The organism is Bacteroides sp. QWL-09 (assembly GCF_058683585.1).
In genome coordinates this window covers 3,268,058-3,292,981 of sequence record NZ_CM178748.1, presented here as the reverse complement: position 1 = coordinate 3,292,981, position 24,924 = coordinate 3,268,058, and the positions used below count along the sequence as shown (strand labels likewise).

At 41.9% G+C, this 24,924-nt stretch carries 16 protein-coding genes and 1 riboswitch; of the genes, 5 read left to right on the top strand and 11 right to left on the bottom strand.

Annotated elements, in window-relative coordinates:
• Positions 1-64: 64 nt before the first annotated feature.
• On the top strand, positions 65-1,426 hold the full coding sequence (locus AC4PG5_RS13240) for a dipeptidase (RefSeq protein ID WP_492029328.1): 1,362 nt from the start codon (positions 65-67) through the stop codon (positions 1,424-1,426).
• A gap of 104 nt (positions 1,427-1,530) precedes the next feature.
• Here the strand turns inward: AC4PG5_RS13240 and AC4PG5_RS13235 are convergent, their stop codons facing one another.
• The 11 genes from AC4PG5_RS13235 to AC4PG5_RS13185 all read right to left on the bottom strand — a co-directional run bounded on the left by AC4PG5_RS13235 (position 1,531) and on the right by AC4PG5_RS13185 (position 16,797).
• Entirely contained in the window at positions 1,531-3,792 is a 2,262-nt protein-coding gene (locus tag AC4PG5_RS13235; protein WP_492029327.1) for a DNA topoisomerase 3, read from the bottom strand.
• A gap of 250 nt (positions 3,793-4,042) precedes the next feature.
• On the bottom strand, positions 4,043-6,190 hold the full coding sequence (gene scpA, locus AC4PG5_RS13230; protein WP_492029326.1) for a methylmalonyl-CoA mutase: 2,148 nt from the start codon (positions 6,188-6,190) through the stop codon (positions 4,043-4,045).
• A gap of 41 nt (positions 6,191-6,231) precedes the next feature.
• The gene (gene mutA / locus AC4PG5_RS13225; protein WP_492029325.1) at positions 6,232-8,121 is read right to left on the bottom strand and encodes a methylmalonyl-CoA mutase small subunit; all 1,890 of its coding nucleotides are present in this window, start codon (positions 8,119-8,121) and stop codon (positions 6,232-6,234) included.
• A gap of 262 nt (positions 8,122-8,383) precedes the next feature.
• Positions 8,384-9,016: a cytidylate kinase-like family protein gene (locus AC4PG5_RS13220; RefSeq protein ID WP_492029324.1), complete on the bottom strand. Its 633-nt coding sequence runs from the start codon at positions 9,014-9,016 to the stop codon at positions 8,384-8,386.
• A 186-nt stretch (positions 9,017-9,202) separates the two neighbouring features.
• On the bottom strand, positions 9,203-10,552 hold the full coding sequence (locus AC4PG5_RS13215; RefSeq protein ID WP_492029323.1) for a DUF5074 domain-containing protein: 1,350 nt from the start codon (positions 10,550-10,552) through the stop codon (positions 9,203-9,205).
• Positions 10,553-10,578: 26 nt separating this feature from the next.
• On the bottom strand, positions 10,579-11,838 hold the full coding sequence (locus AC4PG5_RS13210; RefSeq protein ID WP_492029322.1) for a hypothetical protein: 1,260 nt from the start codon (positions 11,836-11,838) through the stop codon (positions 10,579-10,581).
• 8 nt (positions 11,839-11,846) lie between these two features.
• Positions 11,847-13,001: a YncE family protein gene (locus tag AC4PG5_RS13205; RefSeq protein ID WP_492029321.1), complete on the bottom strand. Its 1,155-nt coding sequence runs from the start codon at positions 12,999-13,001 to the stop codon at positions 11,847-11,849.
• Entirely contained in the window at positions 13,001-14,977 is a 1,977-nt protein-coding gene (locus AC4PG5_RS13200; protein ID WP_492030768.1) for a TonB-dependent receptor, read from the bottom strand. Before AC4PG5_RS13200 ends, AC4PG5_RS13205 begins: the two co-directional genes overlap by 1 nt.
• A gap of 55 nt (positions 14,978-15,032) precedes the next feature.
• Complete coding sequence (locus tag AC4PG5_RS13195) at positions 15,033-15,197, bottom strand: hypothetical protein (protein WP_492029320.1); 165 nt, start codon at positions 15,195-15,197, stop codon at positions 15,033-15,035.
• Between the two features lie 52 nt (positions 15,198-15,249).
• A riboswitch (cobalamin riboswitch) is annotated at positions 15,250-15,457 on the bottom strand.
• A 232-nt stretch (positions 15,458-15,689) separates the two neighbouring features.
• Positions 15,690-15,908: a hypothetical protein gene (locus AC4PG5_RS13190; RefSeq protein WP_492029319.1), complete on the bottom strand. Its 219-nt coding sequence runs from the start codon at positions 15,906-15,908 to the stop codon at positions 15,690-15,692.
• Positions 15,909-16,110: 202 nt separating this feature from the next.
• A complete protein-coding gene (locus AC4PG5_RS13185) occupies positions 16,111-16,797 on the bottom strand; it encodes a hypothetical protein (RefSeq protein WP_492029318.1) in 687 nt (228 codons plus the stop codon).
• A 182-nt stretch (positions 16,798-16,979) separates the two neighbouring features.
• On the opposite strand from AC4PG5_RS13185, the gene lysS reads away from it, so the two are divergent.
• The 4 genes from lysS (at position 16,980) to AC4PG5_RS13165 (ending at position 24,917) form a co-directional block, all read left to right on the top strand.
• On the top strand, positions 16,980-18,707 hold the full coding sequence (gene lysS / locus AC4PG5_RS13180; protein WP_492029317.1) for a lysine--tRNA ligase: 1,728 nt from the start codon (positions 16,980-16,982) through the stop codon (positions 18,705-18,707).
• A gap of 64 nt (positions 18,708-18,771) precedes the next feature.
• Positions 18,772-19,767 carry an NAD(P)H-dependent glycerol-3-phosphate dehydrogenase gene (locus AC4PG5_RS13175; protein WP_492029316.1) on the top strand — a complete coding sequence of 332 codons (996 nt, stop codon included), beginning with the start codon at positions 18,772-18,774 and terminating at the stop codon, positions 19,765-19,767.
• A 22-nt stretch (positions 19,768-19,789) separates the two neighbouring features.
• Positions 19,790-21,127, top strand: coding sequence for a glucose-6-phosphate isomerase (locus tag AC4PG5_RS13170; RefSeq protein ID WP_492029315.1), 1,338 nt, complete (start codon positions 19,790-19,792; stop codon positions 21,125-21,127).
• A gap of 478 nt (positions 21,128-21,605) precedes the next feature.
• Positions 21,606-24,917, top strand: a complete 3,312-nt coding sequence (locus AC4PG5_RS13165) for a SusC/RagA family TonB-linked outer membrane protein (RefSeq protein WP_492029314.1) — start codon at positions 21,606-21,608, stop codon at positions 24,915-24,917.
• The last annotated feature ends 7 nt before the right edge of the window (positions 24,918-24,924 follow it).

Sequence of the window (24,924 nt, the reverse complement as noted above, 5' to 3'; positions counted from 1 at the left end):
CTATTCTAAAACTTATATTCACATGCTGTAGTCTTTGTCGGGCTACAGCATTAAATCTGTTATCATGAACGACATTAAAAGCTATATTGCAACCAACGAGAAAAAAATGCTAGAGGATCTGTTCAGCCTCATCCGCATTCCAAGTGTTAGTGCTTTGCCCGAACATCACAACGATATGCTAGCTTGCGCGGAGCGTTGGAAAGAACTTCTTCTAGAAGCCGGTGTAGACCATGCCGAAGTAATGCCTTCAGCAGGCAATCCGATTGTCTTTGCTCAAAAGACAATTGATCCCAATGCAAAGACCGTACTCGTGTATGCTCATTACGACGTAATGCCCGCCGCACCATTGGATTTATGGAAAAGTAACCCTTTTGAACCGGAAATTCGCGACGAACATATTTGGGCACGTGGTGCTGATGATGATAAAGGACAAGCTTTCATTCAAGCAAAGGCCTTTGAATATGTCGTTAAGAACGGACTACTCAAACACAACGTTAAGTTTATTTTTGAAGGTGAAGAAGAAATCGGATCTCCGAGTCTGCAAGCTTTCTGCGAAACCCATAAGGAATTACTTAAAGCCGATGTGATTTTAGTTTCGGATACGAGTATGTTAGGAGCCGATCTCCCTTCATTAACGACTGGTCTACGCGGACTGGCCTATTGGGAAATCGAGGTTACCGGTCCAAATCGTGATCTTCATTCAGGACACTTTGGTGGTGCAGTAGCCAATCCTATTAATGTCCTCTGTCAGATGATTAGTCGGGTGACTGATGCCGACGGTCGGATTACAGTTAACGGTTTCTACGATGATGTTGAAGAGGTCTCTCCGACAGAACGTGAAATGATTGCCAACATTCCATTTGATGAAGAAAAATACAAATCAGCCATTGGAGTTAAAGCCTTATTTGGCGAAAAAGGATATAGCACATTAGAGCGCAACAGCTGCCGTCCGTCATTCGACGTTTGTGGCATATGGGGAGGCTACACGGCAGAAGGTTCGAAAACGGTTCTACCGTCAAAAGCCTATGCCAAAGTTTCATGTCGCCTAGTTCCTCATCAAGACCATGAAAAAATATCAAAATTATTTGCCGACTATATCTATAGCATTGCTCCGGATACCGTTCAGGTAAAAGTTAAACCGATGCATGGGGGACAAGGCTATGTCTGTCCAATTACCTTGCCGGCATACCAGGCAGCAGAGAAAGGATTCGAAGCAGCCTTTGGAAAACGCCCGTTAGCCGTACGCCGTGGAGGAAGTATTCCAATCATTGCCACTTTCGAAGAAGTGCTCGGTATTAAAACCGTCTTAATGGGATTTGGATTAGAATCGAATGCCATTCATTCACCCAATGAGAATTTCCCTCTAGACATCTTCCGCAGAGGTATAGAAGCTGTAACAGTCTTCCACCAAGAATACAGCAAATAAAAGGTTGCTATTTAATATAAAATTCCCATTTTCAACATGATCAGATTCGTATCAGTTGAAAATGGGAATTTTTATTTTTAGCTCAAATTCAGAAGAAAAGGTTTTTACTCGAAGGGACGTCTAAAAGCACATCCATTTTTCCATTCAGAACAGCCAAAAGCCGTTTTCCCTTTAATAATATGCCCCTTTCCACATAACGGACAAACCGCTCCTTCAAAAACCTGCTCTTTAGAAAGAGGAGCAAAAAGCGTTCCGGTCGATGCCGAATCCTGAATAATATCTTTTCCCTCTGTTTGATTGACAGATTCAGTCCTATTCGCCGAAGGAGGAGCAACCTCTGTATGAGCGATTGGCACTTGTTCCGCTGGATCGTTCTTCTCAACACCAGCAGGTTCTACCGCCTTTTTATCTTCTTCCTTTTTGGGAGCACGTTTACGCGGTGCCCTAGTTTTTTTTTCTTTTTGGCCCTCTTTAGACTCCTTCTTCTGATCAGAGACAGATTCTTCTTGTATCGTCACCCGTCGATTGGTGTTATCCGAAAATACACTGATCACAATTTCATTGACCATCTGCTTCAATTCCTCTAGGAACTGACGTGCATCGTAGGTTTTCCGTTCAATTTCCCTCAACTTCTTTTCCCAGATCCCGGTGAGTTCGGCCGATTTCAGAAGTTCTTCACGGATCAACTGAATCAACTCCAATCCCGTCGGAGTAGCCACTAGATTCTTTCTCTCTTTACGGATATAATTTCGTTTAAAAAGCGTTTCAATAATAGCAGCACGGGTAGATGGTCGTCCAATGCCATTTTCCTTCAAGGCATCACGCAGTTCATCATTATCGACCAACTTACCTGCCGTCTCCATGGCCCGAAGTAAAGTTGCCTCAGTATAAGGTTTAGGTGGTTGTGTCCATTTCTCATTCAAATCAGGCACATGAGGTCCACTCTCGCCTATCACAAAATCGGGCAACACCCGTTCCTCATCTCCTTCTTTATCCTCTTTCTCCTCGACTTGATCTTTAGCAAACACCACACGCCAACCCGGATAGACAATCTGCTTACCGGTCACCTTAAACTCAATTTTATCCACCTCGCCCAACACAGTCGTTGTTGAGATCTTACATTCCGGATAAAAGACAGCGATAAAACGTCTTGCAATCAAATCGAAGACCCGTCGTTCAAGATCGGTCAGATTCTGTGGATACACTCCTGTGGGAATGATAGCATGGTGATCAGTCACCTTAGAATTATCGAACACCTTTTTCGATTTAGCCAATTTCTTCCCGGCTAAAACAGCAGTCAGCCCTTCATAATCACGAAGTCCTTTTAAGATGTTCGGACATTTAGGATAAATATCATCACTGAGGTAAGTCGTATCAACACGCGGATAAGTTGCCACCTTCTTCTCATAAAGCGATTGTATGATTTTCAAGGTCTCATCGGCCGAATAAGCAAACTTCTTATTACATTCCACCTGCAATGACGTCAAGTCGAACAGACGCGGAGCATATTCCACCCCCTTCTTAGCCGAAACATCGGTGACAAAAAAGTCCGATTGCTTCACCGTTTCCAGAAAAGCAACTCCCTCCTCCTTCGATGTAAACTTTCCTTTAGTAACCGAAAAAGTAGTCTCCCGATAGACCGTTTTCAACTCCCAATACGGTTCCGGTTGAAAATTAACGATCTCCAATTGACGATTCACAATCAAAGCTAAGGTCGGAGTTTGCACCCGACCAATAGACAGCACCTGTCTATTCTGCCCATATTTAATGGTATACAATCGAGTGGCATTCATACCTAGCAACCAGTCACCAATGGCTCTTGACAATCCAGCCTCGTATAGTGATTGGAATTCCGATTGATCTTTCAACTTCTCGAATCCCTCTTTAATAGCCTCCTCAGTCAACGAAGAAATCCAAAGTCGTTTGACCGGACATCGTGCACCGGCCTTCTGCATCACCCATCGCTGAATCAACTCACCTTCTTGCCCGGCATCACCGCAATTAATAATAGCATCTGCCTCTTGCATCAATTTCTCAATCACATGAAATTGTTTCTCATAAGTTGGGTTTTCAATCAACTTAATGCCAAAACGTGGAGGAATCATGGGTAAGCTACTTAAGCTCCACGATTTCCAAGCAGGCGTATACTCATGAGGTTCTTTCAATGTACAGAGATGACCAAATGTCCAAGTCACTTGATACCCATTTCCTTCTATATACCCTTCTTTTCTAGTACGAGCACCCAATACATCGGCGATATCTCGTGCCACAGAAGGTTTCTCGGCAATACAAACTATCATTCGTTTTATTTTTATAACATGCAAAGGTAACAAAAACGGGATAAGCAAGAAAGTAGAGTCGTACATTATTTTCGATCCACTCCAGAGAAGTCTATTGAAGAGTACGAGACTTATAGGCAAAAAAAAAGGAGTACCGCTGTACTCCAACCTTTGTTAACCTTAAATCTAATACTATGAAAAACACAATGCAAAGATACGGAGTTTTGAGTCATCTCCAAATTATCCAAAGAAAAACAGATGTTATATAACACTATTTAATAAAAAGGCGAGATATTTTTCAATACCTCGCCTCTATTTTAACACTTAAAGGATTCTTTTATTCTTCGTCCATCAAGATTTCTAGGATCTGACAAGCTGCCTTAGCCACCGGAGTACCAGGACCAAAGATTGCAGCTACACCAGCCTTATACAAGAAGTCGTAGTCTTGCGCCGGGATTACACCACCGGCAATAACTACGATATCTTCACGGCCAAGTTTCTTCAACTCTTCAATAATTTGAGGAACCAATGTCTTGTGACCGGCAGCCAAAGAAGAAACTCCCACAACGTGAACATCATTCTCTACCGCTTCACGAGCAGCTTCCGCAGGAGTTTGGAACAATGGTCCCATATCCACGTCAAAGCCACAGTCAGCATATCCGGTAGCAACGACTTTAGCACCACGGTCGTGTCCATCCTGTCCCATTTTGGCAATCATGATACGCGGTTGGCGACCCTCTTTCTTAGCAAACTTCTCTGTCAACTGACATGCACGGTTGAAGTCGCTATCATTTTTACTTTCTGATGAATACACGCCTGAAATAGTTCTAATTACTGCTTTATAACGGCCTACGATTTGTTCGCAAGCGAAAGAAATCTCACCTAAAGTTGCACGTACATGAGCAGCCTCAACAGCCAACTCAAGTAAGTTACCCTTACCCGTCTTCACACATTCAGTAATAGCAGCCAATGCTTTATCCACCTCAGCCTGATTACGTCCTTCTTTCAAACGAGTCAAGTTCTCAATCTGTTCTTTACGAACAGCAGTATTATCCACTTCAAGAATATCGATTGGATCTTCTTTCTCCAAGCGGTACTTGTTCACCCCAACAATAGTCTGTGAACCGCTATCGATACGAGCCTGAGTACGAGCTGCAGCCTCTTCGATACGCATTTTTGGAATACCGGTTTCGATAGCCTTAGCCATACCACCCAATTTCTCAACCTCTTCGATAAGTTCCCAAGCCTTATGAGCTAACTCATTCGTCAGTGTTTCTACATAATAAGAACCACCCCATGGGTCAACATTCTTACAAATGTTTGTTTCCTCTTGAATATAGATCTGTGTATTACGAGCAATACGAGCAGAGAAGTCGGTTGGCAATGCAATCGCTTCATCCAACGCATTGGTATGCAAAGACTGAGTATGTCCTAATGCCGCAGCCATCGCTTCAATACAAGTACGACCCACATTGTTAAACGGATCCTGTTCAGTCAACGACCAACCAGAAGTCTGTGAGTGTGTACGCAAAGCCAACGATTTCGGATTCTTAGGATTAAACTGCTTCACGATTTTCGACCACAACATACGAGCGGCACGCATCTTAGCAATTTCCATAAAGTGATTGGTTCCGATCGCCCAGAAGAACGATAGACGTGGAGCAAACGCATCGATATCGATACCTGCAGCCACACCGGCACGAAGATATTCCAAACCATCAGCCAAAGTATAAGCTAGCTCAATATCAGCAGTAGCGCCGGCTTCTTGCATATGATAACCGGAAATAGAGATTGAGTTAAACTTAGGCATCTTTTGAGAAGTATACTCAAAGATGTCAGAGATGATCTTCATAGAGAAAGCAGGTGGATAAATATAAGTATTACGCACCATGAACTCTTTCAAGATATCATTCTGAATGGTTCCGGCCATCTCTTCCAATTTAGCACCTTGTTCCAATCCGGCATTGATATAAAACGCCATAACCGGAAGCACAGCACCATTCATGGTCATAGAAACCGACATCTTATTCAAAGGAATACCATCGAACAAGACCTTCATATTTTCAAGTGAACAGATAGACACACCAGCTTTACCCACATCACCCACTACACGGTCATGATCAGGGTCATATCCACGGTGAGTAGCCAAGTCGAAAGCAACCGACAATCCCTTTTGTCCTGAAGCCAAGTTACGACGATAGAACGCATTCGATTCTTCCGCAGTAGAGAATCCGGCATACTGACGGATCGTCCATGGGCGAAGTGTATACATCACCGAGTATGGGCCACGCAAATAAGGAGGAAGACCAGCGGCATAGTTCAAGTGTTCCATACCCTCCAAGTCCTCTTTAGTATAAATAGGCTTCACATTAATATGTTCCGGAGTTTTCCAGTTAGCCGAAACACCGTTAGCCTTTTGCCATTCAGCACCGTTCACAGGCTGAAAAGCGGCAAATATATCAAGGTTTTTAAAATCTTTTCTCATCTTGCTAATTACAATTTAACGATTGATAAAATTCGATTGAATTACTTCAACAATTGAGCATTAAATGCTTTCATTGTTTCCAATACGCTAACACGTACATGAATGAAGTGCTCAATACCGACAGCTTTCAACTCTTCGGCACATGCAGGATTACCGGCAACGATAAACATTGCACGACCATTTAGAGCCTTGAATGCAGGGATAGCATATTCAGCATATTCATCGTCGCTTGAACAAAGCACTACGATGTCAGCTTGAGCTTTCATTGCAGCTTCTACTCCGGCTTCAACCGTTTCGAATCCAAGATTATCAACCACTTCATAACCGGCACAAGCCAAGAAGTTACAAGAATACTGAGCACGAGCCTGACGCATAGCCAAGTTACCGATTGTCAACATAAAGGCTTTCGGACGATGGCTTGATGCCTCTGTTTGCAAACGCAAAGCTTCGAATTCACTAGCAGCACGATCGAACACCAATGTTTCAACTTCCTTAGCACAGTCAGCTGAGTTAACATTCATATCAATAGGCTTCTTCGCTCCTGCTTTTTCTGTGAAGTTAGGGAATTGATTCGTACCCAACAACACCTCACGACGTTGAGCGACTGCTTTATGACGAGCTTTATTACTTTCGTTTACCGCAGTTTGAACAGTTCCGGCTTTCAATGCAGCATAGAATCCGCCAGCTTCTTCAACTCCCATAAACAACTCCCAAGCTTGTTGTGCAATAGCTACAGTCAAGTTTTCAATATAATAAGAACCGGCAGCAGGGTCGATCACCTTATCAAAGTGAGACTCTTCTTTCAACAGCAACTGTTGATTACGTGCCATACGTTCAGAGAATTCATCAGAATCCTGGTAAGTCTTATCGAATGGCGATACCGTCATTGAATCCACACCACCAAGAGCAGCACTCATCGCTTCAGTCTGTGTACGAAGCAAGTTCACGTGTGCATCGAACAAAGTCAAGTTGAAAGTAGAAGTCTCTGCATGGATTTTCATCTTAGCTGAGCAACGACATTCATTATTCTCGCCCTTATTGCTACAATCACGTAAGCATTCAGGGTTATAAGAAGCCACGATATTAGCCCACAACAAACGTGCAGCGCGGAATTTAGCAATTTCAAGGAAGTAGTTTGAGCTGATACCAAAGTTAAACTTGATACGTTTAGCCACAGTTGCTGCAGGAATACCCGCTTCAACCAATTGACTGATGTATTCATTACCCCAAGCCAAGGCATAACCCAACTCTTGGAAGATATAAGCACCGGCATTGTTTAAGCTCAACGCATTCACGTTCAACACACGGTAATAAGGAAGAGACTGAACAGCATCGATCAAGGCTTTTGCAGTTTGTACCAAATCGCCTTTTTCGCTTCCCTTAGTCAACATGCGATTGAAGAAGTCATAATTGATAGAACCCTTCAATTTCTTCGCATCGTAATCCTTCTTTTGGAAATAAGCCACCAACAAGTTCGCTAAATCCACGACTTGTCCTTGACAAGTTGAGAAGTTCAGTTCCACACACTCAGCTTGAACATCATTCAAGAGTGTTTCAAGTAGTTCAGCAGTCAGATCCTTACCATTAATATGGAAAGAAAGAGAGTCAACCCCTCTGTTTAAGATATCCAAAGCCTTTGCATTAGCTTCTTTTGGACATTTAACCTCAATTTCCTGACGCACTAACCATTCGTTATTGTCTTTCTTTGTACCTCTTAAATAAGGGAATTCACCAGGAAGCGCATCAGTTGTTTTTAACCCTTCCAAATCTTCCATCCGATAGAAAGGTTTCACTTTAAATCCTTCGTTTGTTTTCCAAACGAGCTTCTTCTCGAAATCAGCACCTTTCAAGTCGGCTGTGACCTTGTTCATCCAGTCCTCAGTAGAGGTCGGAGCAAAGCCTGAGAAGAGTTTTTCTTTTTCGTCTGCCATAGTTTATTTAAAATTACATAAGATTAATACTATCTTTATTATCCATTTCTTTCTAAAAGTCCATTATTAGACCTGCAAATATAGATATTTTGTTGAAACGAATCCCAATTTTAGTAAAAATTCGCACTTAAAGATAACATTTTGAACGAAAAAGATGAACAGGGCACTAAGTTCCTATGACAGAACGGATCAAAAGCAAAATGACCCCCGCAAGTATGGCTCTCAAAAGCTCGAAAGAGATTTCAAAGTCCTTTGGAACGGCCTATTTGAGCCGAAACTTTCTAACAATAAAATTTTCAAGCAAAGTCACGGTCTCTTCCACCCCTAAAACAGAAGAATCGATGCACAAATGATAAGTCGATGCCACTCCCCACGCTTTATAAGCATAGCCATTATAATACTCAGCTCGCTTCTTATCAGATTTAACAACGAGGGACTCAGCAGCATCACGCTCCACACGATTCAACCGACATAAGCGATCGATTCGAAAATCAAGCGGCGCCGAGATAAAAAGATTGAGGCATCTGGGATATTCCCGAAGAACATAATCGGCACAACGCCCAACAAACAAACAAGAATGCTGATCCGCCAAGTGACGCATTACATCACTTTGACACTTAAACAAGGCGTCATGGCTCAAGCAATTCTCACAAGGGATCGCCCCGTCGGAAATATAAGGGAAACGCATACCATAAATACTTCCCAGCAATCGGTTCGACGGCTTTTCGTCGGCTTTTTCAAAAAACTCCCGACACAGTCCACTCTCTTTAGAAGCTAGACTAAGCAGTTCCTTATCATAAAAACCAATACCGAGCCGAGCGGCTAGCTTTTCTCCGATCTCTCGTCCGCCACTTCCCAGTTGACGACCGATGGTTACAATATAATTATTGCTCATAGTAATGATAGAGGGTTAAGTTTCTGTCAATAAGCAAACTTAAAACTTTTTTTTCAATCCTTCTCTTAAATGGGGCAATTTCTTTCCAAAATGATCGACGCTAGAAAAGAAAAAGCCCTATGACCAAAGGCAGTAGCCTACCAAAGTCATAGGGCAAAAAGTTAAACTAAGATCGAAACGGCCGAATTACTGAAAGCTATACGTGAAGAATACACCGGCCGGAAAGCTATTCTTATTTTGAATATTGTACTGCAACGCAGGCGTCTTAGCAAAATTAAACATTGCAATATTATTAATCTTATAACTCAACCCATATCCTTTTATCGTCGCAAAAACCACCTCACCCGTCGATGGATTGACTCCCAAACTATTATAGTTCATCAAAGCATCAGGTACTGATTCTGTAATATTAGCCACGAACTCCGTCTTATTCTCTGAAAAGAGATGACGGTAAAGTTTTAATCCGGCATTACTAAAGTAAATCGTGTCTTTATACGCTGAGAAAGCGGGTACTGCTCCCCATCCCGCGCCAATCTTAGCTTCCCCAAGATCGTGTGATTCCATGACGGAAAAGTCGGCCGTATTAATCTTAAGGATCTGAGCAGGCGATGTGCAAGAAGCCCATAACTGACCGTCATACGATTTCACAAGACCCGATAGCGAACTAGGTGCAGCGATGGTATGAACCACTGCTCCATCTTTCAGCACAAGGATCTTCTTCGCGCTGGTCATTACAAAAACACGACCACCGACCACAGCCATACGATTTTTCATCGCTCCTTCCGTTCCGGCAATAAACGACAAAGCCTCTGTGGTTTCATTGAGTAGATACACCCCTTTATTATCACGAATATACAAGTCGTGTCCAACCACAGCCAGATGCGTAGGCCAGTCCAATGTCTTTGACGGATCGTTGTAGACTTTAATCTTCTGCAGATTATCGGCATTTGCAATCGTCAACAATCCTTCCCCGCCATTTCTTGCACCATTCTGAGAAATGATATACATCTTATGATCAGCAATAAACAAGTCTTGACACACATTACCCAACAATGTCCCATTAACCCGATAATAAGCGCTATCTATCGCTTCCCCTTTAGGATCAACATAAATCAATGTACCCGTTTCGTTAGTCATGTTTCCCTCATTCAAGATGAACGTACCCTCACTAAACTTCCCCGTCACATCTATCGTTTTCTGAGACTTAACCGTCACCCCGGCCTTATCCGTCACCGTCAACTCAATCACATAAGATCCGGCTTTAATCTGAGAAAATTTATATAAAGACTCAGAAGAGACCTTCTCTCCGTTCATGGTCCACTGATAAGCCGCCCCTTCAGCCATATTCTGAGTGGCTGCAGTCAGCGACAACGTATCAAACTGAGCAACTTCATTCGTTTTCGACGAACTCTCAATGCTTAATGCCGGAGTGCCCACTTGATTGTCGACACCAGCAGAACCCTTCTCGTCCTCAGAACAAGAAGAGAAACACAAACACAGCCCTAAGGCCATAACCGATAAATACTTCTTTTTCATATGATTTAAATGTAATAATAATCCTTTTATTTCTTAGTCAGATGCAAGTCGATCACTCCGGCGACCTCTGTAGACTCTTCGCCTAACCATCCACAATACTGATTCACGCCCGTATAAATCTTGATAAAATCCACACCCGGTAAATTAACCTTCTGTCCGTTGGCGTCCACTGCCCAACCAATATCAAAATTAGACCCCTCTTCATTATTCGGTCGATTATCAACATACCCCCAATCGAAAGCATAAAGCACCCAGTAAGTCCCTTCTCCACTTTCATCGACTCCATTCTTAGGCAATAACGTCCCCTTAAAGGTCAGCTCATCTTTGTCAATCCATCGAGGAAAATAATCCTGTTGATGAAACATATTCTTATAGACATATCCCTTTCCCTCTTGGTTATCCGTCCAAGCACAATTCTTCGTATCCACATTCCACGAAACCTCCTCATCGGGCACTGCCTGATGATCAGGAGCATTACGTCGATAAGTAATCTCGTATCCCTTAATGGTCGACTCCTTATGATACTCACTACCGGCCAACTCATACCATTCATCTTCATCCGGTTTCCCATTCCGGTTACCATCATAAGCCACCAAGACGATGCCCGGCTCACAACTGCCACCTAGAGGAGCGTCGGGGCGAGGGTTAGAATTAGCATAAAAGGCATTACCAAGCACCTTAAAGTCCTTTGCCCCTTCGACATTCTGAATCGTATGATCGAATCCAACCACCACATATCCTCCATAAGCTCCCAATGAGATCATACCATTATTATTGTGTCCGATAGCCTCCAACACCTTCTTATTCATCGTTTCCTGCGTATCCCCCTCTTCATATTGAGGCATCTCATTGGTAAACTGTCCGGGTGCCGGACAAAAATCGAATACTTGAGTAATGTAAGGCGAGCTTCCTTCAGGTAAATCGGGCATTGGCGTAAACGTCACCGTCAAAGAGAAGTCGTATTCATAACTAACCGTCCCTTGGGTGACCTTCAACTTCAACGTATGACCTCCCCCTCTGGTACACATAAACGATAAATTCTTCTCATGAGAAATACTTTCCCCATTTAAAAACCATTCATAAGCAATGTTCTCGTCAGATAGACTCTGTACATCAATTCTTAAAAGTTGATCCTGAGAGACCACAAAACCACCCTCCGGTTGAGCGACCGAAATATCCGTTTTGCTTAGTACATACGGGCCATCCGAGGTACACCCCGTCATTCCCCATCCCATCAGCACAGTCAATACCACTGCACCAATACTTTTAACACATTTGTTTTTCATAACGATTTTTATTTAAACGTTCGATCTGTAAAGGCAAAATGAGCCGGAATATCACCGGTACGCACACTCCATCGCTTCTTACCTTCGGGCGAGAAACAGAAGAGCATCCCCGGATTGACATACGTCTTCGCATCCGCGACAAAGAATTCTTTCGTTATCGGATTAACCGCCAATCCATAAGGAATACTGATTTGTTGATCCGTTCCATCAGTGATAAAGTTACGCGACACGATTTTTTGTTTTCTCGTATCATAGATCGCATAAGTCACCGTATTCTTCGAAGTGACATAACTCCACTCCACACCAAATAGGTAGAGTGAATCCCCACTCATACAAAACTCACTCGCGCCAACGCCCAGATGTCCCGTCACCCGATCGGTTTTAGAGTCGAGAATAAAAACATCCGAATGAACATTATAATAATCCCCTCGCGAGCTGACATAAATCCGTCCGTAACGATCCAGCGCCATCCGATGTAAATTAATCGCCACATCAATGGTCTTGATCACTTTAAACGTATTCAGGTCGATCACCGAAACCGTCCGATCGTAATTCGGGAAACGATACCCTCCGGAATTCGCCACATAAAGCAAATCCCCCTTAACCACCATTTCTTCAGGCTGATAGCCCACCACCACCTCGCGCTTGATCGACAGATCGATCGTATCAATCTCGACCACCTTTCCCGGACGCGCATTCGGGTCAATCTGTACCGGCCCGGCATACGAACTCACATACGCTTTTCCTTTGTTGAAAACGATATAGCGACCATTCACCACATCCACCTTGCCGACATGCTGAGCATTCTCCACATCCATCACCTCCACATAATGCGAGCAGTTGATCACCGCATAGAGCTTGCTTCCATAGATTTGAAGATCATTACCCACATCTCCCAGTTCTTTGACCACATGCGGGTTACGCTCAGGATAAATATTTCGCCAATATTTTCCCGTGGTATAATCCAGAAAATCGAGGGTACACTTATTACTTCCCATGTTTCCCTCATTCAAAAGATAAAGCCCTTTCACGTTCTTTAATCCTTCAGGATAATCGCCAATGTCGATCTCATCAGACGGAACTAACGGTAAATCGCCCCGACACCCCATCAAGAGCACTAGAACAGATAGGCTACAAACGAGCCATACACTCAATCGTTTCATTATATATTTAGGTTTAAAATCAATTTATAACTGCGACCCGGCATCGGATAACTTTGTACCACCTCATACTGCTGATCGAGCAGATTATTGACCTCCATAGTCACCTTCAGATCCATTTTCTTCCATTTAAAAGCTTTCGCCATCGACAAATCATTGGTATACCAAGGTAATTTATAGTTCGGCGGCGTATTAGCACTGGCCGAATACCGTTTACCGGCATAGATAAAACTATAATTGAGTTCCCACCCTTTGTAACTATTGTTCAAAATCACCGATCCACTATGCCAAGGAATATAGTCGATCTGTCCACCATAAAACTCACTCTCTTTATCCGTAAAGTCTTGTGCCTTCTGATACGTATACGACAATCGCGCATCCAGTCGATAATCGCGACCTACACTCCAAAGCGTTCCTAACGAAAAATCCAATCCCCGGATTTCCACTAATCCGTAGTTTTTCATCATCCATCGAAAAGGATTTGAGCTAGGCGATGCCACAATCTTATTCTGCACCTCATTATAGTAGATATCCGTCTGAAGAGAGAGCCTATTCAACCAAGATCCGGTAAAAGTCTTCTGATAAGTCAGGCCCAGATTATACTGATTCGTATATTCCGGTTTCAACTTCGTATTCCCCACAAACGTGTAATACAAATCGTTCAAGGTCGGCATTCTAAAGATACGCTTATAAAAAGCACGCAGATTGAGATCGGGCGTACGGAACGGTTGTGCCGATACAATCAGCGTCGGCGTCAACTCCTGTTTATTGCCGGCCGCTTCAATATTCTTCTTCACTCTCTCGTGAACGAAAGTACCCAGCAGACTCGCTTGAAATTTTAAACGATTAAAATGCATGGCAGTAGCCGCCGCCACCAATAGAGTATGCCGCTGGGGATAAACAAAATCAACTAAGTTAGCATCAAGCGTATTCATCTGATAATCGACCGAGAGATTCACTTCCCAAAAGGAATTGATCTTGTACCGATTGGCCGTCGTTAAATAGAATTCCGTCTGATAATAACTATTATCGACATACATCAACGCTTCATCCCGATGAGGGTCGGCCAAATAGCGCAAATAGTCGTAAGCCACTTTTCCATTGATCAAGAAGCTATAACGTTCGCTAAAATCTTTTTTAAACGTTCCTTGTCCAAACACACTCGTATCCCACTGCCGATCTTCATGAGTAAATTTATTCTTCACGATAGCCCCCGGATAGCCCCGCTTAGAATGATAGATATAAGCTTTCACTCGCCAATACCCCTCATCTATCTTGCCATAGAGTCCCGTCTCAGCACGCAAAGCCAACACATCCCCATTGTGTCGAATCGCAGTCGTATCGTACGCTTCCTTCACTTTATACGTAAACTTATATCTTCCGCTCGTCGACATTAGCTCAGTGCTCAATGAAGCACTCACCTTCTGATTCAGTTTTTTCTCAAACAGGAAAGAAGGATTCACCACATCGAACGATCCGGTACGAAAGGTGGTTTTTAAGTTATACGTCTTATCGGAGGCAAACACGGGGGTACGCGACTGCAAATAGATGGTACCGGCCGACCCAAAGTCTTTAGCCGATTGAAAGATGGCACTTTTCTGTCCATTGTACACTGAGATCGCTTCCATATTATCGAGCGAGAACCGCCCCAGATCGATTGTTCCGTTTTGTGCATTCCCCAGTTCGATCCCATCATAGAAGACCCCGACATGGTTGGTTCCCAGACTACGGATATTGGCGGTTTTCAAACCACCGACTCCACCATAGTCCTTAATCTGGACTCCCGAGAAATAACGAATGGCATCCGCTACCGAATGGGAACTCAGCTTTTTCAATTGCTGACCGGAAAGAATCTGTACCGGTATAATCTCTTTATTCACCTTGGCCGTTACCACCACCTCTTCCAGATGTTGCAAACTATCGAGTTTGCTCTGAGCAAAACCCTCAATACCAGAAAGAAAGAGACCACACAACGCCATCACAACAGAAAAAACGGATCTAAGCATGACTTTATTCCACCTATCAATTAGTTAATCATCGATCGGAGAATAGAATAAAGAATGCACGAGCCCTCAGTAACCCATAAAACTCTTGGCGAGTGACCTCTTGTTGTTGGCCAACCCATTGTGATCGGATAACCGAGCGACCATCCGCATCGCACACGACTACGAATCCATCTTTCGGATAGAACCCAATCATCAGTTATGATTAAAGGAATAAGTGCACGCTTTAAACTCTACTCCCAGAAAGTTTAAAGAATTCAATCTTGGCAGGTCTTCTGACTTACTCTATTTTCCCAGCGCCCTTCCCATCTCTTGCAGAGACAGTGGATTTGAGTATTGTGGGAAAACTTTGGTAGAGCTTACAGCAGCGGGTCTGTTCAGGATTTTCACCTGATTCCCTTTTCACCACCCGTTCCGTGGATGCGGAAGAGTGACACCAAAATTTCTGGAGGCAAAGATAAAAAAAAATTATAGAATGCACTATCTTTCGGTTTTTTTTTGCAACTCAGACTCTAGGACTCTGTTAGAGAGTGCTAAGCTAAAAGAGTTCAAACGAAAGAGTTGTAAGCAAAAGCATTGAGCACAGGCTATTTATGATAGGCTTTCAATAAAAAGGGGATGCCAAACGTTCAGTAAGCGATTTTCAGGAAGCCGTATTCTAAGAAAGTACCCGATTCTTCGATATGACTTAGACTATACTATGAAGTTTTTTATCTTTTATCTGCAACACTGCCACCAAACGGCATAAGTCGTTCATAATCAAATCGGATACAGATAGCAGATAGAGGTGGCAGATAGGTGACAGATCGTTTATCTGCCACACATCAACATCGCTTTCAGAAATCTCGGGAGCAAGCCAACCGTCAATCATTTCCAGGATAAGACAGTCGGTCATTTTTTCAGACATTCAAGATATCATTTCCATACGGTCGAAACTCCGTTGCCATACGCTCAAACCTAGATTTTCGTACGGTCAAACTTAGATTTTCGTACGGTCGAAACCTCAGTGCCAAACCAAGAGAATAATTTTCCAAAGTAGGAAAATATTTTATCAACAGAGGAAACTAAAAGATCGAAAAGCGACTCTTTTCTCAGAGAAACGAGTGATCTCATTTCTTTCGTGCAGCTACCGCGAGTAACACACCTAGGACAATTCCCAAGAATGCCGCAAACAACACTCGAAGTTCGGAAGACAATAAAAAGGTGATGGTATGAGCCGGAATCCAAAACAAAGGAATGGTTTTCTTAAATACAAAGTTCCATTGCACCTCCCAGTTCAATTCACGAATAATTTTCCCCATGGGTATGGGGGTCAACAAACTTCGCAAAGAACCACGACAAGCAATAATATGCGTATCGGTAATCTTATGAAAAGTCATGAACAAAGGAGCAAAAATCACATTCATGCCCACCGATATTGCAAAAGCGACCCCTATCTTTTGGATAAAAGAACCATGGCTCAACATTGAAGACGCTTCTTGTACACCAAGGTATTCCAAAAAAGAAGGCACTCCACTGGAAAAGATAATCATAGCCATATTAATGCCCATTCCAAGTAAGCCCCAAACCACCATTCGAGGGACAATTCCAAATTGCTTTTTATAATAAGAGCCGGTACTAATCCTCAAGCCGAGAATCTCCCCTAAAGTGGCCAAAACAGCAAACTTAAAGAAACTCATCAATAGACCATGCTCAGAATTAAATGTTCGATACCAAGCATAAAGATCATCACAAAAAATAAACGGGACAAATAAAAATAAAATGAACAAAGCAAACCAAAAATCTTTTTTCATCACAGGTGTTTTTATAGTATAAAACAAATATAGACGTTTTTTCAATCCCCTAAACATGGTATGATTAAAATAAAACAGATTTTGTTTTAAATCCTTTTCTAAAGTAAGAATAAACACCCGTTTTAAGTACAATCTAAGAAAAGTTTCGTATTTTTGTCTCCAAATTCGAGTTAATACGCAACAAAATGAATATATTAGAACTAAGTGAACAGGAAATCATCAGACGCAACAGTCTGAACGAACTTCGCGCGATGGGTGTTGAGCCATATCCCGCAGCCGAGTATGTAACCAATGCTTTCTCTACTGATATAAAAGCTGAATTTAAAGACGAAGACGAACCTAGACAAGTCTCTATCGCCGGTCGTATGATGAGCCGCCGCGTAATGGGTAAAGCCTCATTCGTCGAACTACAAGACTCAAAAGGACGTATTCAGGTTTATATCACACGCGACGATATTTGTCCGGAAGAAGATAAAGAACTATACAACACCGTATTTAAACGCTTGCTCGACTTAGGAGATTTCATTGGCATCGAAGGTTTTGTCTTCCGCACTCAAATGGGCGAAATCAGTATTCATGCTAAAAAATTGACCGTATTAGCTAAATCGATTAAACCACTTCCTATTGTAAAATATAAAGACGGAGTAGCTTACGACTCTTTTGAAGATCCGGAACTTCGCTACCGTCAACGTTATGTAGACTTGGCCGTTAATGAAGGGATCAAAGACATCTTCATGAAACGCACTAAAGTCTATAACTCTATGCGTGAGTATTTCAACTCACAAGATTATATCGAAGTGGAAACTCCGGTATTACAACCGATCCCCGGTGGAGCAGCTGCACGTCCGTTCATCACTCATCACAATACCTTAGATATGCCTTTATATCTTCGTATTGCCAATGAGCTCTATCTAAAACGTCTTATCGTTGGTGGATTTGAGGGCGTATACGAATTCTCTAAGAACTTCCGTAACGAGGGTATGGACCGTACGCACAACCCGGAATTTACAGCCATGGAAATTTATGTGGCTTACAAAGACTATAATTGGATGATGACCTTTACTGAAAACATGATCGATAAGATCTGTATGGATGTAAATGGCACACATGAAGTTAAGGTTGGCGACAACGTGATTAACTTCAAAGCTCCTTATAAACGGGTGACCATGCTCGACTCTATCAAAGAGTTTACCGGACATGACTTAACCGGCAAAAGCGAAGACGAGATTCGTGAAATCTGCAAGAAGATGAACATGGAAATCGATGATACGATGGGTAAAGGTAAGTTGATTGATGAAATCTTCGGTGAATTCTGCGAAGGCAACTATATCCAACCAACCTTCATCACAGACTATCCGGTGGAAATGTCTCCACTAACTAAACGTCACCGTAACAATCCGGAGCTGACAGAACGTTTCGAACTGATGGTCAACGGTAAAGAATTGGCTAATGCTTATTCTGAATTGAACGACCCGATTGATCAGCTTGGACGTTTCCAAGATCAACTTCGCTTAAGTGAAAAGGGAGATGACGAAGCGATGTTTATTGATATGGACTTCGTACGTGCCTTAGAATATGGTATGCCTCCAACTTCAGGCATGGGTATCGGCATGGACCGTTTAGTGATGTTAATGACCGGACAAACCACCATTCAAGAAGTGCTCTTCTTCCCGCAAATGCGTCCGGAGAAGGTGGTTAAGAAAGATCCTGTTACTAAATATATGGCCTTAGGTATTGCTGAAGAGTGGGTACCGGTGATTCAAAAAGCCGGCTACAACTTGGTAGACGATATCAAGGATGTTAATCCACAAAAGTTCCATCAGGACATCTGTGGCATCAATAAGAAATATAAACTAGAATTAACCAACCCGACCGTGAACGAGGTGACCGAATGGGTAAGTAACCTTAATTGAACAATAAATTTAAGACAACGAGAATCTCACAGTTCTCAATGCTGATTTATCAATTATTATTCATATGAAATTACCCGGTAAGATAGCGATAATGGGTGGCGGAAGTTGGGCTACAGCCATTGCAAAAATGTGTTTGGCACAAGCAGACTCCATCAATTGGTATATGCGTCGCGATGATCGCATCAAAGAATTTAAGCGTCTGGGCCACAACCCGGCTTATCTAACAGGAGTGAAGTTCGATACCAAACGGATCAACTTCAGCTCCGATATCAATAGTATCGTCAAAGACTCCGATACACTCATCTTCGTTACTCCTTCTCCTTATCTGAAAATCCACTTGAAAAAGTTGAAGACTAAGATTAAGGATAAATTTGTGATTACAGCAATTAAGGGAATTGTCCCCGACGACAATCTGATTGTCTCAGAATACTTCACCAAAGAATATGGTGTACCACCTGAGAACATCGCAGTATTAGCCGGCCCTTGCCATGCTGAAGAAGTCGCTCTCGAACGACTTTCGTATCTGACCATTGCCTGCCCGGACACCGATAAAGCTCGCGTCTTCGCTCAACGCTTGAGCAACAGCTTTATCAAAACGTCGGTCAGCGACGATGTGGTGGGTATTGAATACAGCTCTGTTTTAAAAAATGTCTATGCCATTGCTGCCGGTATTTGTAGCGGACTTAAATATGGTGATAACTTCCAAGCCGTACTCATCTCGAATGCGGTGCAAGAGATGAATCGATTCTTGAATACGGTTCACCCCATCAATAGAAGTATAGACGACTCGGTTTATCTAGGCGACCTATTAGTGACCGGCTACTCTAACTTTAGCCGTAACCGCACTTTCGGTTCGATGATCGGAAAGGGTTATTCGGTGAAAAGTGCGCAGATCGAAATGGAGATGATAGCAGAAGGTTACTACGGAACAAAATGTATCAAAGAGATCAACAAATATCATCACGTTAATATGCCAATCCTCGATGCTGTTTACAACATCCTTTATGAGCGCATCTCTCCGATGATTGAAATTAAGTTGTTGACCGATTCATTCAGATAAAACCCTATAAGCGTAAAAAGATATGATAACTTTAAACATTGAAAAGACTCTTGGATTCATCTCCAAAGAGGCTGTAGCAAGCTACGAGGCACAGGTAAAGAGTGCTCAGGAAATGCTTGAAAAAGGAACCGGAAAAGGTAACGATTTCCTAGGATGGTTGCACTTACCATCATCCATTAGCAAGGAACATCTGGCAGAGCTTAAAAGCACAGCAGAGATCCTTAGAGAAAACTGTGACGTCATCGTTGTAGCCGGTATTGGCGGAAGCTATCTTGGTGCCCGTGCGGTCATCGAAGCTTTATCGAACAGTTTTACTTGGTTACAAGCTAAAGACGGAAATCCAACCATCATTTATGCCGGTCATAACATCGGAGAAGATTATTTATACGAGCTCACTGAATACTTGAAAGGCAAGAAGTTCGGTGTAATCAATATTTCTAAATCAGGAACAACAACTGAAACTGCTTTAGCTTTCCGTTTATTAAAGAAACAATGCGAAGACCAACGCGGTAAAGAGGTGGCTCAAAAGGTGATTGTTGCGGTAACTGATGCCAAGAAAGGTGCTGCACGTCTAACAGCCGACAAAGAAGGTTATAAGACGTTCATCATCCCCGATAACGTGGGCGGTCGCTTTTCTGTACTGACTCCGGTGGGACTATTACCTATCGCTGTAGCCGGATTTAACATCGAACAATTAGTAGCCGGTGCTGCTGACATGGAAAAGGCTTGTGGCTCGAACGTTGCATTTGCTGAAAACCCAGCCGCACAATATGCAGCTGTACGTAACGAGTTGTACAAGCAAGGTAAGAAGATTGAGATTTTAGTGAACTACAATCCTAAACTTCACTTTGTCAACGAATGGTGGAAACAACTTTACGGAGAATCGGAAGGTAAAGAAAACAAGGGTATATTCCCTGCTGCAGTCGACTTCTCAACCGATCTTCACTCTATGGGTCAATGGATTCAAGAAGGCGAACGTATCATCTTCGAAACCGTTGTTTCAGTAGAAAAACCAAACCACACGTTAACCGTTCCTTCTGACGAGGAAAACCTTGACGGTTTGAACTTCTTAGCCGGAAAACGCGTCGATGAAGTCAATAAGATGGCTGAACTTGGCACACAATTGGCTCACGTTGATGGTGGCGTACCTAATATGCGTATTGCCGTTTCAGAATTGAGCGAATATAGCATCGGACAGCTGCTGTATTTCTTCGAGAAAGCTTGTGGTATCAGTGGATACTTACTTGAGGTGAATCCATTCAATCAACCGGGAGTAGAAGCTTATAAGAAAAATATGTTTGCTTTGCTTAATAAGCCGGGTTACGAAGAAGAATCAAAAGCGATTCAAGCTAGATTGTAAGAGAAAAGCAGAGATCATCTGAAATATAAAAAAATTAATGAGAGGGCATTCTTAAGAGGATGTCCTCTCTTTTTATATACCCATTTCACACATTCTAATTAGACGACAAACCAAATCTATAGAGAAACAGTTCAATCAAAATAAATATTTAACAAAAAAAGAATAATTAACCAAAATAATCAAACAAATAAATAAATTAAAAGGAACAAATTAAAAGATAGATTATTGAATAATAGATAACAAAAACAACAAAATACATCACATAAACAAAAATCTACAAATACAGAAGAAAATAAAATAAATAAATTAAAAACAAAATTTGCATTTGTTATTTATTTGAATAAAATTGCAAAAACATTTAATAACATAACTTCATATAGAAATTACAAAGTTGTTTAAAACGTAATCTCAAGAAATCAGAAAAAAGCGTTATAATATTTTTTTTATTAATTTCATTTATCTAACAAAAATCTATCGTATGAAGAAAAAACTGATCATGTTACTCATGGCTATATGTACAAGTATAGGCTTAGTAACAGCCCAAAACCAGAAAGTTACGGGTGTTATTATTTCAGCAGATGATGGTGAACCCATCATGGGCGCCTCAGTATTAGTTGTTGGAACCAACATTGGTACTACAACCAATATGGATGGACAGTTTACCATCCCGAATGTCCCCAAATCTGCCAAAAGACTTAAGATTTCTTATATCGGCATGAAAACTCAAGAAGTGATGATCAAGAACTCTATGAAAATCACACTTGAGTCAGATGCAGAAGTCTTACAGGAAGTTGTCGTGACCGGAATGCAGAAAATGGATAAACGACTATTTACCGGTGCAGCAACAAAAATTTCCGGTGAAAATGCCAAACTAGATGGTCTTCCGGAAATCAGCCGAGCATTGGAAGGACGTGCAGCAGGTGTTTCGGTACAGAATGTATCAGGAACGTTTGGTACAGCTCCCAAAATTAGAGTCCGCGGAGCAACATCCATTTATGGTAGTTCAAAACCTTTGTGGGTCGTTGACGGTGTTATCATGGAAGATGTAACGAATGTGGGCGCCGACGATTTATCATCTGGAGATGCCATAACACTTGTATCTTCGGCTATTGCGGGATTAAATGCAGACGACATTGAAAGTTTCCAGATTCTAAAAGACGGATCAGCTACCTCCATTTATGGTGCCCGAGCAATGGCCGGTGTCATTGTCATCACGACCAAAAAAGGTAAAGCCGGTACTAATAAGATCACTTACACCGGTGAATATTCATTGCGCTTAAAACCAAGTTACCGCGAGTTTAACATCATGAACTCACAGGAACAGATGGGAATCTACAGAGAAATGGAAAAAGCTGGCTATCTAAACTTAGCAAGCACTTATAGAGCTTCAAACAGCGGTGAATATGGACGCATGTATCACCTTATTAATAGCTATAAAGGTACCGCATTTGAACTAAAAAACGAAGAAGTTTTTAAAAATCAGTTTTTACGTGAAGCGGAGTATCGCAACACTGATTGGTTCGATCTTCTATTTAATAACAGTATGTCAATGAATCACGCTGTTAGTATGTCTTCAGGTACAGAAAAAGCCTCTTATTACACCTCATTAAGCTTCATGAACGACCCGGGATGGAGCAAACAAAGTAAAGTAGAGCGTTACACGGCGAATATTAATGCCCTGTTCAATATCAATAAGAAACTCTCTGTAAACTTAATATCTAATGCTTCCTACCGAAAGCAAAGAGCTCCCGGAACGTTAAGTGGAGATACAGATGCCGTATCGGGTGAAGTGAAACGTGATTTCGACATTAACCCTTATTCGTATGCGTTAAACACATCGCGCACTCTTGATCCTAATGCCACTTATATTCGTTCATTAGCTCCTTTTAATATTATGACCGAGCTTAATAACAATTATATTGATCTAGATGTTACCGATTTAAAATTCCAAGCCGAATTTAAATATAAACCGATTCAAAAGATCGAGTTGTCCTTACTTGGTGCATACAAATACTCCACAACTTCACAAATACACAACATCACAGAGGAGTCCAACCAAGCAATGGCCTATAATATGATGGCTGATGCTACAATGAGAAATGCGAATGCATGGTTATATACCGATCCGGATAAGCCCAATACATTACCGGTTTCTGTACTTCCAAACGGCGGGTTCCACAATCAAACCAGATATCAAATGTCAAGTTACGACATTCGCGCAACGCTGAGTTATAATGATGTATTCAAAAATGATCATATTTTCAATTTCTTTGGAGGTATGGAAGTCAATTCTGTTGATCGATACAATAATGCATACGACGGAGTGGGATTACAATATGGCATGGGTATGCTACCGGCATTCAACTACTTATTCTTCAAACAACTTAATGAAGAAAATGGAAATTATTTTCTGGTAAACGAAACTCGTGGACGCGACGTTGCATTCTTTGCGACATCAACCTATTCGTACAAAGGGAAATATACCGTTAACGGTACCGTGAGATATGAAGGATCGAATAAGCTGGGAAGAAGTCAGGCAGCACGTTGGTTACCAACATGGAATGTTTCAACAGCTTGGAACATGCATGAAGAAAACTGGTTTGAGAAAATTGAAAATATTTGTTCAAACTTAACGCTTAAAGCCTCTTATTCATTGACGGCCGAAAGAGGAATTGTCACTAATTCTAGAGCGGTTATTAAAGCTTTCAATCCTTATCGACCATTCACAGATGTCAAAGAATCCGGCTTACAACTTTCCAGCCTTGAAAATGCGGAATTAACTTATGAAAAAAAGCATGAGTTAAATATCGGTGCTGAGATTGGCTTTTTGAAAAACAGAATTAATCTATCAGTCGATTGGTATAAACGAAACAATTTCGATTTGATTGGACAGACCACAACAACCGGAATCGGTGGAGAAGTTCGCAAGTATGCCAATGTAGCTTCCATGAAATCACACGGTATAGAGTTCACCTTGTCCACACAGAATATTAAATCGAAGGATTTTAGATGGGAAACCAATTTAATTTTCTCAAAAACAAAAAATGAAGTCACCGACTTAGATGCCTCTGTCCGTGTGATCGACATGATTACGGGTTCCGGATTCACCATGCCCGGTTATCCGGTAAGAGCCTTGTTCTCTCTCGACTTCCAAGGTTTAAATAACGAAGGATTACCAACTTTTATTAATGAGAAGGGGAGAACCACAGTTAGTGATATCAACTTCCAGGAACGTAAGACTAAAAGTCATTTAATTTACGAAGGTTCAGTCGATCCTACAATGACCGGTAGTTTGGGTAATATCTTCACCTACAAAAATTTCAAACTAAACGTCTTTATGACTTATGCGTTTGGAAATGTCGTACGTCTGAATCCAGTGTTTAGAAAGGCATATTCCGATCTTGATGCCATGCCTAGAGAATTTATGAATCGCTGGACCATGTATGGAGATGAAAAGCGCACAACGATTCCGGCGCTTGCAACAAGTCGCCAAAACCAACAAGACAGTAAATTAGGTTACGCTTATAATGCTTACAACTATTCAACTGCACGAACAGCAAAAGGCGATTTCATACGCATGAAAGAGATTTCATTAGGTTATGATGTTCCGACTTCATGGCTAAAAGGGAAATGGATTAATACTTTATCGATGAAGGTTCAAGCTACAAATCTATTCTTAATCTATGCCGATAAAAAACTAAACGGTCAAGACCCGGAATTTGTTAACATCGGTGGAGTAGCCGCTCCTGTACCTAGACAGTTTACTTTCACCTTAAGACTTGGTTTATAAAAAAAGA

What these genes read in the sequence shown, in the direction of transcription:
- AC4PG5_RS13170 (WP_492029315.1), top strand. Translation starts at nt 19,790, where the DNA reads ATGATAACTTTAAACATTGAAAAGACTCTTGGATTCATCTCCAAAGAG.
- AC4PG5_RS13200 (WP_492030768.1), bottom strand. Translation starts at nt 14,977, where the DNA reads ATGGCGTTGTGTGGTCTCTTTCTTTCTGGTATTGAGGGTTTTGCTCAG.
- AC4PG5_RS13190 (WP_492029319.1), bottom strand. Translation starts at nt 15,908, where the DNA reads ATGTCTGAAAAAATGACCGACTGTCTTATCCTGGAAATGATTGACGGT.
- AC4PG5_RS13175 (WP_492029316.1), top strand. Translation starts at nt 18,772, where the DNA reads ATGAAATTACCCGGTAAGATAGCGATAATGGGTGGCGGAAGTTGGGCT.
- AC4PG5_RS13195 (WP_492029320.1), bottom strand. Translation starts at nt 15,197, where the DNA reads ATGATTGGGTTCTATCCGAAAGATGGATTCGTAGTCGTGTGCGATGCG.
- lysS (WP_492029317.1), top strand. Translation starts at nt 16,980, where the DNA reads ATGAATATATTAGAACTAAGTGAACAGGAAATCATCAGACGCAACAGT.
- AC4PG5_RS13215 (WP_492029323.1), bottom strand. Translation starts at nt 10,552, where the DNA reads ATGAAAAAGAAGTATTTATCGGTTATGGCCTTAGGGCTGTGTTTGTGT.
- AC4PG5_RS13210 (WP_492029322.1), bottom strand. Translation starts at nt 11,838, where the DNA reads ATGAAAAACAAATGTGTTAAAAGTATTGGTGCAGTGGTATTGACTGTG.
- AC4PG5_RS13205 (WP_492029321.1), bottom strand. Translation starts at nt 13,001, where the DNA reads ATGAAACGATTGAGTGTATGGCTCGTTTGTAGCCTATCTGTTCTAGTG.
- AC4PG5_RS13240 (WP_492029328.1), top strand. Translation starts at nt 65, where the DNA reads ATGAACGACATTAAAAGCTATATTGCAACCAACGAGAAAAAAATGCTA.
- mutA (WP_492029325.1), bottom strand. Translation starts at nt 8,121, where the DNA reads ATGGCAGACGAAAAAGAAAAACTCTTCTCAGGCTTTGCTCCGACCTCT.
- scpA (WP_492029326.1), bottom strand. Translation starts at nt 6,190, where the DNA reads ATGAGAAAAGATTTTAAAAACCTTGATATATTTGCCGCTTTTCAGCCT.
- AC4PG5_RS13235 (WP_492029327.1), bottom strand. Translation starts at nt 3,792, where the DNA reads ATGTACGACTCTACTTTCTTGCTTATCCCGTTTTTGTTACCTTTGCAT.
- AC4PG5_RS13220 (WP_492029324.1), bottom strand. Translation starts at nt 9,016, where the DNA reads ATGAGCAATAATTATATTGTAACCATCGGTCGTCAACTGGGAAGTGGC.
- AC4PG5_RS13165 (WP_492029314.1), top strand. Translation starts at nt 21,606, where the DNA reads ATGAAGAAAAAACTGATCATGTTACTCATGGCTATATGTACAAGTATA.